This is a genomic window from Nocardia sp. NBC_01730 (genome assembly GCF_035920445.1).
In the GTDB taxonomy this organism is placed as follows: Bacteria; Actinomycetota; Actinomycetes; order Mycobacteriales; family Mycobacteriaceae; genus Nocardia.
Genome location: NZ_CP109162.1, coordinates 5,687,025 through 5,701,006, shown reverse-complemented (window position 1 = coordinate 5,701,006; position 13,982 = coordinate 5,687,025). Strand labels below are relative to the sequence as shown.

At 67.9% G+C, this 13,982-nt stretch carries 10 protein-coding genes; 5 read left to right on the top strand and 5 right to left on the bottom strand.

Annotation, left to right across the window (positions count from 1 at the left end):
- The first annotated feature begins 65 nt into the window (after positions 1–65).
- From OHB12_RS23795 to OHB12_RS23785, 3 genes are all read left to right on the top strand, one after another.
- Complete coding sequence (locus OHB12_RS23795) at positions 66–1,229, top strand: glycoside hydrolase family 3 N-terminal domain-containing protein (protein WP_327110799.1); 1,164 nt, start codon at positions 66–68, stop codon at positions 1,227–1,229.
- Positions 1,230–1,328: 99 nt separating this feature from the next.
- Complete coding sequence (locus OHB12_RS23790; protein ID WP_327110798.1) at positions 1,329–1,928, top strand: TetR/AcrR family transcriptional regulator; 600 nt, start codon at positions 1,329–1,331, stop codon at positions 1,926–1,928.
- A gap of 120 nt (positions 1,929–2,048) precedes the next feature.
- Entirely contained in the window at positions 2,049–3,302 is a 1,254-nt protein-coding gene (locus tag OHB12_RS23785; protein ID WP_327110797.1) for a DUF5685 family protein, read from the top strand.
- A 94-nt stretch (positions 3,303–3,396) separates the two neighbouring features.
- Here OHB12_RS23785 and OHB12_RS23780 read toward each other — a convergent pair whose 3' ends face one another.
- The gene (locus OHB12_RS23780; protein WP_327110796.1) at positions 3,397–4,260 is read right to left on the bottom strand and encodes a MaoC family dehydratase; all 864 of its coding nucleotides are present in this window, start codon (positions 4,258–4,260) and stop codon (positions 3,397–3,399) included.
- Entirely contained in the window at positions 4,257–5,615 is a 1,359-nt protein-coding gene (locus OHB12_RS23775) for a 3-oxoacyl-ACP reductase (RefSeq protein ID WP_327110795.1), read from the bottom strand. The genes OHB12_RS23780 and OHB12_RS23775 overlap by 4 nt, the downstream gene beginning before the upstream one ends.
- A gap of 209 nt (positions 5,616–5,824) precedes the next feature.
- On the opposite strand from OHB12_RS23775, the gene OHB12_RS23770 reads away from it, so the two are divergent.
- Positions 5,825–7,147 (top strand): acetyl-CoA C-acetyltransferase, encoded by a 1,323-nt coding sequence (locus OHB12_RS23770; RefSeq protein ID WP_327110794.1) that lies wholly within the window; start codon positions 5,825–5,827, stop codon positions 7,145–7,147.
- Between the two features lie 62 nt (positions 7,148–7,209).
- On the opposite strand, the gene gnd is transcribed toward OHB12_RS23770, so the two are convergent.
- Positions 7,210–8,238 (bottom strand): phosphogluconate dehydrogenase (NAD(+)-dependent, decarboxylating), encoded by a 1,029-nt coding sequence (gnd, locus tag OHB12_RS23765; RefSeq protein WP_327110793.1) that lies wholly within the window; start codon positions 8,236–8,238, stop codon positions 7,210–7,212.
- Between the two features lie 316 nt (positions 8,239–8,554).
- Here gnd and OHB12_RS23760 point away from each other — a divergent pair, with 316 nt between their 5' ends.
- The gene (locus tag OHB12_RS23760) at positions 8,555–10,450 is read left to right on the top strand and encodes a VanW family protein (protein ID WP_327110792.1); all 1,896 of its coding nucleotides are present in this window, start codon (positions 8,555–8,557) and stop codon (positions 10,448–10,450) included.
- 11 nt (positions 10,451–10,461) lie between these two features.
- On the opposite strand, the gene OHB12_RS23755 is transcribed toward OHB12_RS23760, so the two are convergent.
- Together OHB12_RS23755 and OHB12_RS23750 are read right to left on the bottom strand one after the other, a co-directional pair.
- Positions 10,462–11,547, bottom strand: a complete 1,086-nt coding sequence (locus OHB12_RS23755) for a DUF4185 domain-containing protein (RefSeq protein ID WP_327110791.1) — start codon at positions 11,545–11,547, stop codon at positions 10,462–10,464.
- Between the two features lie 347 nt (positions 11,548–11,894).
- Positions 11,895–13,754 (bottom strand): acyl-CoA dehydrogenase, encoded by a 1,860-nt coding sequence (locus OHB12_RS23750; protein ID WP_327110790.1) that lies wholly within the window; start codon positions 13,752–13,754, stop codon positions 11,895–11,897.
- Positions 13,755–13,982 lie beyond the last annotated feature (228 nt).

Here is a 13,982-nt window from a genome sequence, read left to right as displayed (position 1 = left end):
GTCTTTGTCCCGGTAGGGCGTAGCGGCTGGTCTCCGCTATTACCCCCCGAGTACCGTTGATGCCCATGCGGAAGACGCCTCTGCTCGTGCTTGCCGTTTTCGCCGCTGTCGCGACCGCGTGTTCGGGCGGCGGCTCCACCGATTCGACGTCGTCGCGGGCCACCACGCCGGATGCGACGACTGCCGCCGCCACACCGGTCACGGCACCGGCTCGGCAGGATTGCACTGCGGGGTATCTCGCGCAGTTCACGACCCGGGAGAAGCTGGCCCAGCTGCTGACAGTCGGCGTCACCGGCGCCGCGGACGCCACCGACGTGGTGCGTACCGAGCAGGTCGGTGGCATCTTCGTCGGTGGTTGGACCGACCAGGCGCTACTCGGTTCGGGTGAGATCGCGCAGGTAAAACAGGTCGCCAAGGTGCCGCTGATGGTAACCATCGACGAGGAGGGCGGCCGCGTCTCCCGGGTCCGCGACCTGATCGGGCCCGCGCCGTCGGCTCGCGTGACCGCGCAGACCATGACCCCCGAGCAGTTCTATGACGCGACCCTGACCAGGGGTCGGGCCTTGAAGGACCTCGGCGTGACGGTGGACTTCGCCCCCGATGTCGACGTCAGCAGCCAGCCCGATGACGCAGTGATCGGTGACCGCTCCTTCTCCGACGACCCTGCCGTCGTCACGCGCTACGCGGACGCCTACATCCGCGCGATGCGCGAGGTCGGCGTCGGCACGGTGATAAAGCATTTCCCCGGGCACGGCTCCGGCTCCGGCGACTCGCACACCGGCGCGGTCCGTACCCCGCCGCTGGACGCGATGCAGACCATCGACCTCGTGCCGTTTCGCGACCTGATCGGCTCGGGCGCGGCCGTGATGGTCGGCCACCTGGACGTGCCGGGCCTGACCACTCCGAACGTTCCGGCCAGCATCAGCCCGCAGGCGATGGCGCTGCTGCGGGAGGGCCAGGGTTACGGCGCAGCACCCTTCCAGGGGCCGATCTTCACCGACGACCTTGGCGGCATGGCCGCGATCAGTAGCCGGATGTCGATCGAGGACGCGGTCGAGGCCGCACTACTCGCCGGTGCCGACAACGCCCTGTGGATCACCACTGACGCGGTGCCCCAGGTGCTCGACCGGCTGGAACAGGCCGTATCGAGTGGACGCATGTCCATGGCGCAGGTGGATGCCTCGGTGCTGCGTATGGCCGGTTACAAGGGTTCGCTGCCGCGCTGCTGACGCGCGCCGCCCGGCGAAGCCGGGTGTGGGGGAGAGAATCGGAACCCCGGAACTTACCTTGGAGTAAGATATGAGACTCACCATGTGGTAGGAGTGTGGATGGCGGGCGGAACGAAGCGACTTCCACGGGCGGTTCGTGAGCAGCAGATGCTCGACGCCGCCGTGGAGGTCTTCTCGCGTAAGGGCTTCCACGACACGTCGATGGATGCCATCGCCGCCGAGGCGAAGATTTCGAAGCCGATGTTGTACCTGTACTACGGCTCCAAGGACGAACTGTTCCGCGCGTGCATCCAGCGCGAGGGGCTACGGTTCATCGAGTCCGTCGCGCCCGCGGGCAACCCTTTGCTGTCGCCGCACGAGCAGGTCCGCACCGCACTGGAGGGGTTCCTCGGCTTCGTCGACCGCAATCGCCGCTCCTGGCAGGTGCTCTACCGTCAGGCCATCGGCCAGCAAGCGTTCGCGTCGGAGATCGAGAACGCTCGTGAGCGCGTCATCGAGCTGACCGCCAAACTGCTCGAGTCCAGCGCCAAGCACGCGGAGCCCGGCACGAACTTCGACGTCGTCGCGGTCGCCGTGATCGGCGCGGGCGAGGCCATCGCAGACCGCTTGTCCAGCGGCCGAATCGAGGTCGCCGAGGCCGTCGACCTCCTCGACGATCTGGCCTGGCGCGGTCTGGCCGGCCGGAAGAAGGCCGAGTAGTCCGCCCGTCCCTCCTTCGGCGAACGCACCAGTTGCCACCAGGCAGACAGCCTGCCAGAGTGCTGGGGTTCAGAAACGCGGACCGGCTCATTCGAGCGAGCCGGGAGAAACGGGGCGGAAGTGTTCGGGTTGCTCAGGCCGTGTGCACACGGCGCTCAGAAGTATGGAATCGACGCGGCCGAGTGGCGCACGCAGCTATGCGGGTTGTGTCTCGGGCTGCGGGACGGGCACGGTCAGCTCGCTCGTGCCACCACCAACAAGGACGCGCTCGTGTTGAGCATGCTCACCGAGGCGCAGTCCGGCTCGGCGGCACGCACCACCGCCGCGCCCTGCCCGCTGCGTGGGATGCGACGTGCGTCGGTGGCGACCGCGGACTCCCCCGGCGTCCAGCTCGCAACCACCGCCTCGTTGCTGTTGGCGGCGGCCAAGATTCGCGACCACGTGGACGACGGGGACGTCGCCGCGCTCACCCGCGGGCCGTTGTCCAAGGCGGCGACGCGCTGGGCTGGGGAAGCACGCGCGAGCGCGGCGCGGATCGGTCTCGACGTCGAACCGCTCGTCGCCGCGCTCGGCGCCCAGGTGCACCTGGAGCAAGCGCCGAAAGACTTGGCCTCCGTAGACAATTCGAGCCTGACCGCGGAGTTCGTACCGGAACCGCTTGCTGCGTCGGCACATTGGTGTTCGGCGATGGCGCCGTCGGCCGACCCGCTGACCCGGCTGACCGCGCCGACCCAGCTGTGCGCGTCGGAGTTCTTCGCCCATACCGCCGTATTGGCCGACCGTCCGGAGAACGTCGACGCGCTCCGCGAAGCGGGGTGGCAGTTCGGCCGGATCGCACATCTGGCCGACGCCGTCGCGGACTATGACGACGACCTTGCACGGGACCACTTCAACCCGCTGGCGGCCACCGGAACAACTGTGCCCGAGGCCTACGATCTGCTGCGGCAATCGAATTCGAGCCTGCGCGCGGCGATCGCGGCGGCCGAGCTGAGCCGAGTGCCCACCGTGCGCTGGATGCTGCTCGATCCGCTGACTTCGGTGCTGCGACGACTCGGCAGCGGTATCGGGACGGTTGTCGCGCACACCTGCTCAGCCTCCCGTGACACCGCCGGTCTGCCGCATGCCCACGCCCGCCGCACCGGACATCGCCCGCCGACCCGCCCAGGTATCGGTGCATCCCTCGCGCTCGTCCTGGGGGCCTACTGCACTGGTTACGCCTGCTGCGCCGACCACACCCAGCCCTGCACCGGTGAACGCAAAGACGCCTGGATCAAGGACTGCGACTGCGAGGGCTGCGGCGAATGCTGTAGCTGCGGCGGCGATTGCTGTAGCTGCGGTGATTGCGGTTGCTGTGACTGCGGCTGTGACTGCTGATCCGGTTGCCCGCCATTCCGGCAGAGCATGGGAATGGCCGGAGCCGCATCCCGATTCGCGCGAATCGGGATGCGGCTCCGGCCATCGGGTTCGCTCAGCGCAGAGTAGCCGTCAGGTGCGGGTACCCCTTCTTCGGGTGGAGCAGTGCCAGATCCCAACCGCCGTCGACCTGGTCGGCGTACAGGTTCACGGTGGAGGGCAGCAGTATCGGCTTGCCGAACTTGACTTCGTAGGTGGTCGTTTCCGGGATGCGGCCTTCGACAGCACCGAGGACGGTCGCCGCCGACCACATGCCGTGCGCGATCGCCTTGGGGAAGCCGAATGCCTTGGCGCCCAACGCGGAGGTGTGGATCGGATTGCGGTCACCGGACGCGGACGCGTACCGGGTGATCGTCTTCTGGTCCACCCGAAGCGTGCGCAGCGGCGGCGGTGGAACCTCGTCCGGCTTGGGCTCCGGCTTCGGGCCGCCAGACAGCGAGGTCCGCTGCTGGTGCAGGAACGTGGTGACCTGGTGCCACACCAGCTCGCGCCCCACCTTCACGTCGCTGATCGCGTCGACCAGCAGGCCCTTCGGGTGCTCGCGCAGGTTCTCGACGTGCGTGCGGATGTCCAGCGGTTCGCTCACCGAGATGTCGCGGGTGCGCGCGATCAGGTTCTGTGCGTGCACCGCGCCCACCGCGACGAACGGGAAGTCCCGCGCCACCACCAGCTGCATGGCCAGCGGGAAGGTGAGGATGAACGGATAGGTCAGCGGCAGCGCGTCGCCGAACCGCAGACCGGCCGCCCGGCAATAGGCGGCCAGGTGATCCGGATCCACGCGCAGCCCGTCGAGTTGTATGGCGCGGTCCGGCACCGTCGACTTGCGCGCCGATACCAGCGGCACCGCGCCGAGCGCGGCCTTGACGAACAGACTGGTGTTCTTCGGCGGTTCGGTCAGCGAGATCGTTTGCGTCATCATGCCCCGATCAGGCTCTGCCCGCAGACCCGAACGATGTTGCCGGTCACTGCGTTCGAGGCCGGGCTCGCGAAGTACGCGATGGTCTCGGCCACGTCGACGGTCTGGCCGCCCTGCAGCAGCGAACTCATCAGGCGGCCCGCCTCCCTGGTGGCAAGCGGGATGGCGGCGGTCATCGCGGTCTCGATGAAGCCGGGCGCGACGGCGTTGATGGTGATGCCCTTCTCCGCAAGCTTCGGCGCCTCGGCGTCGACCATGCCGATGACGCCTGCCTTGGAGGCGCCGTAGTTGGTCTGGCCGCGGTTGCCCGCGATGCCCGCGATCGAGGACACGTCGATCACGCGACCGCCCGCTTTCAGCGCCCCCTTAGCCACCAGGCCCTCGGTGATCCGGTGCGGCGCGGCGAGATTCACGTTGATGACCGAGTTCCAGCGGCCCTCGTCCATGTTCGCCAGCAACTTGTCACGGGTGATGCCCGCGTTGTGCACGATGATGTCGATGCCGCCGAACCGTTCCGTGGCGAACTCGGCCAGCTTCTCGGCGGCGTCGGGGGCGGTGACGTCGAGCGCGAGCGCGGTGCCGCCGACCTTGTTCGCGGTCTGTGACAGCGCCTCACCCGCCGCCGGGATGTCGGCCACGATCACTTGCGCGCCGTCGCGGGCGAATACCTCGGCAATGGTGGCGCCGATGCCGCGCGCCGCCCCGGTGACCACGGCGACCTTGCCGTCCAGCGGGCGATCCCAGCCGGCTGGGGCGGACGCGTCGTCCTTGCCGACCCGGATGACCTGGCCGTCGACGAATGCCGACTTGGCCGAGAGCAGGAAACGCAGGGTCGACTCCAAGCCGGTCGCGGCGGCCGACGCCGCCGGGTGCAGGTACACCAGCTGGGCAGTCGAGCCGCGCCGCAGCTCCTTGCCGACCGAGCGGGTGAAGCCCTCCAGCGCGCGCTGCGCGATCTGTTCGTCCACGCTCGACGTCAGTTCGGGCGTGGTGCCGATGACCACGATCCGCCCGGACGGTGTGACACTGCGCATGGCGGGCTGGAAGAACTCGAACAGCTGCGAGAGGTCCTCGATCGAGCCGATGCCGGTGGCGTCGAACACCAGGGCGCCGTACTTGGTGCCGGTACTCGGCGCGTCGGCGAAGGTGTAATCCGACAGCAGAGCGCGGACCGGCTCGGCAACACGGCCCTTGCCGCCGATCAGCACCGGACCGGGCAGCGGCGGCTGGCCCTTGACGTAGCGACGCAGGTTCTCCGGCTGCGGCAGGCCGAGCTTGCCTGCCAGGAACGCGCCGGGGGCGGACTGTACGAACGATCCGTAGAGGTTGGGAGCACCCTTGCTTTTGCTGGCTGCCACTATTCCTACCTTTTCTGAGTTCTGTCTCTCGGTCTGGGGTCGCCCCGGCGCGGTCTGCTGGCGCACTTTTGCGGGGTGCAGTGTCGACATTAAACTTACTCCAGAGTAAGTTTAATGTAAACAATCGCGGCGGGGCGCCGATCCGCGTGGATCCTCCACGCCGACATCGGGCCGCCGAGACATCCATCCACGAGACCTTGGAGACTCGAGTGACCAGCAAAGCCCGTTCGGCGAAAAGCACCCCCAAAACCGGTAAGACCACCCGTCCGGTCGCGATCGTTGGCGGCAACCGGATTCCGTTCGCTCGCTCCGACAAGGCGTACGCGCACGCCTCCAACCAGGACATGTTCACCGCCGCGCTGGACGGCCTTGTCAGCCGCTTCGGCCTGCAGGGTGAGCGGCTTGGCATGGTCGTCGGCGGTGCCGTCCTGAAGCGGGTCGGGGAGCACGGCCTGATCCGGGAGAGCGTGCTCGGCAGCAAACTCAGCCCCTACACCCCGGCACACGATCTTCAGCTGGCCTGTGGCACCGGACTCCAGGCGATCGCCACCGTCGGTGACGCGATCGCCGCGAGCCGCATCGAGGCCGGCGTGGGCGGCGGCACCGATACCACCTCGGACGCACCGATCGGCGTCAGCGATGGCCTGCGCGAGTGGATGCTCGACGCCAACCGCGCCAAGACCAACAAGGACCGCCTCAAACTGGTCGGCCAGCTGCGCCCGAGCATGCTCGGCATCGAGATCCCGCGCAACGCCGAGCCGCGCACCGGTCTGTCCATGGGTGAGCACGCCGCCATCACCGCCAAGGAATTCGGCATCCCCCGCGCGGCGCAGGACGAGCTGGCCTACCTCTCGCACAAGAACATGGCCGCCGCCTACGATCGCGGCTTCTTCGACGACCTGATCACCCCGTTCCTCGGGCTGACTCGCGATGACAACCTGCGCCCGAACTCCTCGGTCGAGAAGCTGGCCACCCTGAAGCCGGTCTTCGGTGTCAAGGCGGGTGACGCGACCATGACCGCGGGCAACTCCACCCCGCTCACCGACGGCGCTTCCGCGGTGCTGCTGTCGAGCGAGGAGTGGGCCGCCGAGCACAACCTTCCGGTGCTGGCCCACCTGATCGACAGCGAGGTCGCCGCGGTCGATTACATCCACGGCCCCGACGGCCTGCTGATGGCGCCGACCTACGCGGTGCCGCGGCTGCTCGCCCGTAACGGCCTCACTCTGCAGGACTTCGACTACTACGAGATCCACGAGGCGTTCGCCTCCGTGGTGCTGGCCACCCTGGCCGCGTGGGAGTCCGACGCCTACTGCAAGGAGCGGCTCGGCCTGGACGGCGCGCTCGGTTCGATCGATCGCAGCAAGCTCAACGTCAACGGTTCCTCGCTGGCGGCCGGTCACCCGTTCGCCGCGACCGGCGGCCGCATCGTCGCCTCCACCGCGAAGCTGCTGGCGGAGAAGGGGTCCGGCCGTGCGCTGATCTCCATCTGCGCCGCGGGTGGCCAGGGCGTGGTCGCCATCGTCGAGCGGTAACACCCGCACAACGAACGTGCCCCCGATCGGAAGTTCCGGTCGGGGGCCACGTTCGTTGCCAGTTACTTCCCAGGCAGCTCGTTGTGCCCGCCGAATGCCAGGCGCATCGCCGAGAGCACCTTGTCCGCGTACAGTGACTCGCCTCGCGAGGAGAACCGCGCGAACAAGGCGGCCGACAGAACCGGCGCAGGCACGCCGGTGTCGATCGCCGCCTCGACCGTCCATCGGCCCTCGCCGGAATCCGACACCCGGCCGCCGAACGACTCCAGGCTCGGGTCGGCATGCAGCGCGGTCGCCGTGAGGTCCAGCAACCACGAGGCGACCACCGACCCGCGCCGCCACACCTCGGTGACCTCGGGTACGTCGATGTCGTACTGGTAGTACTCCGGGTGCTCCAGCGGCGTCTCCTCCGCGGAGGACTCGCCCGCGTGCGCGGCGCCGTAGTTCGCCTTGTGCAGGATGTTCAGACCCTCGGCGTAGGCGGCCATCGCGCCGTACTCGATACCGTTGTGCACCATCTTCACGAAGTGCCCTGCGCCCGCTGGTCCGCAGTGCAGGTAACCCTGCTCGGCGGTGGATGGCTCACCGGTGCGTCCCGGCGTGCGCTCGGCCGCGTCCAGGCCCGGCGCGATGGATTTCAGCAGCGGGTCCAGGTATTTCACCTGCTCGGCCTCGCCGCCGATCATGAGGCAGTAGCCGCGGGTCAGGCCGAACACGCCACCCGAGGTGCCGATGTCCAGGTAGTGGATGCCCTTGGGCTTCAGCTGCGCGGCCCGCTCGAGGTCCTCGTGGTAGCGGCTGTTGCCACCGTCGATGACGATGTCGCCGGGCTCGAGCAGTTCGGCCACCTGGTCGATCACCGCGCCGGTCGCGCCTGCGGGGATCATCACCCACACCACGCGCGGTGTCTCGAGCTTGCTCACGAAATCGGCGAGTTCGGTGCAGCCCTGGAAGCTGTCACCCAGCTCTTCGCGCAGTTCGTCGATGTGCTTGGGGCGACGTTCGTAGCCGACGGCGGTGTGTCCGTCCTCGACGATGCGGCGCACGATATTGGCGCCCATCCGGCCCAGGCCGATCATTCCCAGCTGCATGCCATCCATCTCCCTCGTAATGTGGCGAACTCCGGTGGCGAGAGGTCGTGGTCGATTGTCCCGCGTGGATCGGATCACAATTCGTCTGGCGTGTGTAACGCCTGCTGGCCCCCGTTGGATAAACAGGTTGGCTTCGCGCAGTTGCCAGACCCCCGACCCGGCAACTGTGCGGAGCCGCTTTCGTATGTGCAACCCGGTTCTTTGCACGAGGTTTGCTGCAGATTCCGCTCGCGGACGTTGTCGGCAAGGACCACTATCGTTGGCGGGGACTTGCGTTGTGCGAGTTTCCAATTCAATCGAATGGGGAGGACGGTTCGTGACGAGCCAGCCGAGCACCGGACCCCGCGGCCCACAACCGGGTGGCGACGTCGGCCTACGTCAGTTCCTCGGGCCGGACCGGTCCCACGAACCGGACCAGTCGGGCGAATGGGATGGCGGTTCGGCGCCGACCCAACCTCTGCAAGCCGGTCGGCGGCCCGTGCCGCCCGCCCCCCGCCGTGCACCTGGACGCCGTCCGATCGCCAACCCGCCGCCCAAGCGCCTCGATATCGCGGTGGTACGCCGGGCGGGCATCGCAGTTGGCGCTGTGCTCGCGGTGGCCGGCCTCGGCTATGCGGTGGACTGGGTGCTGTCCTCGGGTGACGTGCCGCGCGGCACAGTTGTCGCAGGCGTGGACGTCGGGGGCATGAACACGGCCGCGGCCGATGCCGCGCTGCGCGCCGAGCTCGAACCCAGATCCGGCAGCGAACTGCCGTTGCGCATCGGTGACGTGCAGACCCGTCTCGTGCCCAGCGCCGCGGGGCTCGCCGTGGACTGGGACGGCACCTGGTCGCGGATCGGTACGCAGCCGCTCAACCCGATCACCAGGCTCACCTCCTTCTTCACGACCCGCGATGTCGCGATCGCCAGCAAGATCGACGATCCCACCCTGGACCGCCAGCTGACCGACCTGCGGGTCTACGACCGCCCGTCGGTCGAGGGCACCATCCAGTTCGACAAGGACAGACCCGTCGCGGTGCCACCGGTTCCTGGACGGGTGCTCGACCTCGCCGCCGCACGTGCGGCGCTGGTCGACAACTGGATCACTGGTGCACCGCTGGATCTCCCGGTTGTTCCCGCACCGCTGAACGTGCGTCCCGAGGCGGTCGACCGGGCACTGCGCGAGATCGCCGAGCCCGCCGTGCGGGCGCCGATCACGTTCGCGGGCAAGGGCGCGGCGGCCAGGCTCGAACCGGAGCAGACCGCATCCGTGCTGACCTTCGGGCCGGACGGTCAGGGTGGTCTCACCGTGACCGTCAACCAGGATGCCGCCATCGGACTGCTGGCGCCGCAGCTCGCGCCCTCCGAAGTCGAGCCGAAGGACGCGACGTTCGCGCTGTCCGGCGGCAAGCCGACGGTCGTTCCCGCCGTTGTCGGCGACAAGGTCAACTGGCCCAAGACACTCGAGCAGTTCACCGCGCTGCTGGTCGCGCCGGGTGAGCGGACCGGGCAGGCGGTCTACGAGCGAGTCGAACCGAAACTGACCACCGAAGCGGTCCAGGCCCTCGGCGTCGTCGAAACCATGGGTTCGTTCACCACCAGCGGCTTCAGCGGCCCTTCCGGCGTCAATATCCGCACGGTGGCCAGGAAGGTCAACGGCGCGATCGTGAAGCCGGGCGACACGTTCTCGCTCAACGACTTCACCGGCCCCCGCGGCACCGCCGAGGGATATGTCGAGTCCGGCATCATCGACCACGGCCGCCCGAGCACCGCCGTCGGCGGCGGCATCAGCCAGTTCGCCACCACGCTCTACAACGCCGCGTACTTCGCCGGGTTGGAGGACGCGGGCCACACCGAGCACAGCTACTACATCTCCCGCTATCCGGCCGCCCGCGAGGCCACCGTCTTCGACGGCGCGATCGACCTGAAATTCCGCAACAACACCGGAACTGGCGTCTACATCGAGGCGTTCACCACCGACTCGGAGATCACCGTCCGGCTATGGGGCACCAAGACGGTCGATGTCGAATCCGTCACCGGCGAGCGCGCCAAGCCGACCGAGCCCACTACCATCACCCTGCCCAAGGGCAAGGACTGCATCGCCACCGAGGGCGCCCCGGGCTTCACCGTCTCCGACACCCGCATCATCACCGACCGCAAGACGGGGCGCGAAGTCTCCCGCAAAACCCGCACGGTCAAATACGACCCGGTACCAGTGGTGAAATGCGAATGAGCGAATAGAGATCAGAGCGGCGTTCGCATCAGCAGCACGTTGTATTGGGTGTGCTGGGTGACCATGAAGTAGAGATCGCTGCCCGTTTGGTACGGGAAGATCATCGGTGCGTAGGCGGTGGGCAGAGCGCGGGCGTCGATGAGGACGCGGGGCTCGCTCCACGGCCCCTCGGGGGCGGGGGCGGTGCGCATGACGACGCTGTTGGCCGGGTCGGTGGTCAGCATGACGAACTGGCGGAGGTAGCCGTTCCACATGACCGAGATTTCACCGACGTCTCCGACGACGGGGGCCGCGGTCTTGGCGTCGCCGGGTTTCCACGCGCGACCGTCCCAGTACTCGTAGGCGTCGAGGTCGGCGATGTCGGACTCGCTGGCGCGGGATACGAACCCTGGGTTGTTGCGCCCGGCAGGGGTGCCGTAGCGGTAGACGTAGCCCCCGGCCTTCACAAAGGCATTCTGCTGGAACTTCTCGTGGCCGTCGACGTTCGCGCGGCGGGTTGTGGCGAGTTGAGACCAGGTGGCGCCGCCGTCGCGGGAGGCGGCGAAGGTGGAGAAGTTGGTGCTCCATTTGCCGTTGTCGCCCCATTCCCGGACCGACATCAGGCTCATGTACTGTACGCCGCCTACCGAAATGCCCGCGGTCGGAATGAAACTGATTTCGATGCCGGGGATCTTGGGGCTCGGCAAGGGATTCGGCACGACGTCGTCGAAGACGATTCCGTCGGACGGGTTGTGGTCGGAGCTGCGGAACAGCACATTGCTGGTCCAGGCCCAGATGCTGCCCGCGAGGAGGTTGGGGAAGCCCAGACCGGCGCTGTCGCCGAAGGCGGTGATCATCCGGCCGCTGCCGTCGTCCCACATGATGCCGAGGTCGGTGCCGAGCACGTTGACATTCTGGGTGCGGTTCGGGCTGTCCATGCCGGTCACCTGGTACACGGCCTTCGTCGGGCCGGGGAGCTCGGGCAGGCTGTGGATGCCGTTGAGCGCCGGGATCGGCATGACGTTGTTCGGGTCGGCTATGGCGGGCGCTGCCACGGCGAGCGAGAGGACCGCGGCGAGCGCACCGGCTCTGGCGAGAGCGGACAGCGATCGAGTCATCCGGACAGTCCCTTCTCTTGCGCCGGTCTGCCCGGACATTGTGCCTGCTCGCGGCCGCTATGTCCCGTACATCGGCGGGCGATCCCGGTCGTTCGGGCGATTGTCACCAATCGGTACAGCCACCACGGCCGTGCCAGGACGGTAGACCCGCACGCTCATCCGGCGGATCTGGTTTGCCGCGGGATCGTGCACCAGGTGTCCGCCGCGTGGGATGTCCTCCGGCGCGGGCAGGCTGCCCGGGTCGGCCCAGCCGTTGGGGCGGTACGCGGGTCCGGGCCGGCCGCGACACGACAAACGGCCCGGAGAAATCTCCGGGCCGTTGTGTCGTACGCGGGTTGTGTGAACCGTCAGAAGGCGGCTTCGTCCAGTTCCATGATGTCGTTGTCCAGGGTGGACAGCACGGCGCGAGTGGCGGTCAGCTCGGGCAGGATGTTGCGCGCGAAAAACTGCGCTACCGCGATTTTGCCCTGGTAGAACGCCTTGTCGGTACCCGTGCCGCCTGCTTGCGAGTCGGACGAAACCACACCGTCGAGCGCCGCGATGGCGACCTCGGCTTGGCGCAGCAGCTGCCAACCGATGAGCAGGTCGCCGACCGCGAGCAGGAACCGCACCGAACCGAGGCCGACCTTGTACAGCTCGGTCTGCTGCTCCTGGGCGCCCATCAAGTAGCCGGTGAGCGTGGCGGCCATGGCCTGCACGTCCTCCAGCGCGGTGGCCAGCAGCTTGCGCTCGGCCTTCAGGCGGCCGTTGCCCGCCTCGGACTCGATGAACTTCTGCACCTGGCCGGCCACGTGGGCCAGCGCGGCGCCGCGGTCACGGGCGATCTTGCGGAAGAAGAAGTCCTGCGCCTGGATGGCGGTGGTGCCTTCGTACAGCGAGTCGATCTTCGCGTCCCGGATGTACTGCTCGATCGGGTAATCCTGCAGGAAGCCGGAACCACCGAAGGTCTGCAGCGACTCGGTCAGGTACTGGTAGGCCCGCTCGGAACCGACGCCCTTGACGATCGGCAGCAGCAGGTCGTTCACCCGCGCGGCCAGATCGGCGTCGGCGCCCGAGACGTGCTGCGCTATATCGGCGTTCTGGTGGGCGGCGGTGTACAGGTACACCGCGCGCAGGCCCTCGGCGTACGCCTTCTGGGTCGCCAGCGAACGACGCACGTCCGGGTGGTGGGAGATGGTCACGCGGGGCGCGGCCTTGTCGGTCATCTGGGTCAGGTCGGCGCCCTGCACCCGCTCCTTGGCATAGTCGCGGGCGTTCAGGTAGCCGGTCGACAGGGTCGCGATGGCCTTGGTACCCACCATCATCCGCGCGTGCTCGATGATGTCGAACATCTGTGCGATGCCGTTGTGTACCTCGCCGACCAGCCAGCCCGTGGCCGGGACCCCGTGACCGCCGAAGGTGACCTCGCAGGTGGCGGAGACCTTCAGGCCCATCTTGTGCTCGACGTTGGTGACGAAGACGCCGTTGCGCTCGCCCAGCTCGCCGGTCTCGTGGTCGAAGTGGAACTTCGGTACGAAGAACAGCGAAAGGCCCTTGGTGCCAGGGCCTGCGCCCTCGGGACGCGCCAGCACCAAGTGCATGATGTTCGGGAACAGGTCGTCGGCGTCGCCCGAGGTGATGAATCGCTTCACACCCTCGATGTGCCAGGAGCCGTCTTCCTGCTCGATGGCCTTGGTGCGGCCTGCGCCGACGTCCGAACCGGCATCGGGCTCGGTCAGCACCATGGTGGCGCCCCAGCCCTGGTCGGCGGCGATCTTCGCCCAACCTTTCTGCTCTTCGGTGGCGTTGTTGTAGAAGATGTTCGCGAAGCCGGCGCCCGCGGCGTACATGAAGGCGGCCGGCTGCGCGCCAAGGAGTAGTTCCGCGATGGCCCAGTAGGCCGCGCGCGGGACCGGCATGCCGCCGAGCTCCTCGGCGACGCCCAGCCGATCCCAGCCGCCGTCCTGGATGGTGCGGTAGCTCTTCTTGAAGGACTCGGGCAGCGTGACCGTGTGGGTCGCGGGGTCGAAGACCGGCGGATTGCGGTCGCCGTCGGCGAACGATTCACCGAGCGGGCCCTCAGCGAGGCGGCGCACCTCGTTGAGCATCTCCTTGACGGTGTCCGTGTCGAGGTCGCCGTAGGCGCCGCTGTCCAGGATGGAGCCGAGGCCGAGGACCTCGAAGAGGTTGAACTCCAGGTCGCGGACGTTGCTCTTGTAGTGACCCATCTCAGTGCTCTCTCCGTTGAGTTCGGGTGCGGTCGGTTGGATGCCGTTCCCGCCCGTTGTTCGCTCCACCGGGTAGTCGTGCCGGTTTTCCGCATACTACCCGCGGGTAACTTATGGATCATATTACCGACCGGTAATGAGTCGGCAAAGAGCGAAGCGTGCAATGTGACGCGATAAACACGACGGCTCTCGCGAGCAGGCTCGCATCATGCTGTCGCGTCTACGACA

Bases quoted from the DNA above. Each gene is read 5' to 3' on its own strand.
- OHB12_RS23795 (WP_327110799.1), top strand. From the start codon at position 66: ATGCGGAAGACGCCTCTGCTCGTGCTTGCCGTTTTCGCCGCTGTCGCG.
- OHB12_RS23790 (WP_327110798.1), top strand. From the start codon at position 1,329: ATGGCGGGCGGAACGAAGCGACTTCCACGGGCGGTTCGTGAGCAGCAG.
- OHB12_RS23780 (WP_327110796.1), bottom strand. From the start codon at position 4,260: ATGATGACGCAAACGATCTCGCTGACCGAACCGCCGAAGAACACCAGT.
- gnd (WP_327110793.1), bottom strand. From the start codon at position 8,238: ATGCAGCTGGGAATGATCGGCCTGGGCCGGATGGGCGCCAATATCGTG.
- OHB12_RS23755 (WP_327110791.1), bottom strand. From the start codon at position 11,547: ATGACTCGATCGCTGTCCGCTCTCGCCAGAGCCGGTGCGCTCGCCGCG.
- OHB12_RS23750 (WP_327110790.1), bottom strand. From the start codon at position 13,754: ATGGGTCACTACAAGAGCAACGTCCGCGACCTGGAGTTCAACCTCTTC.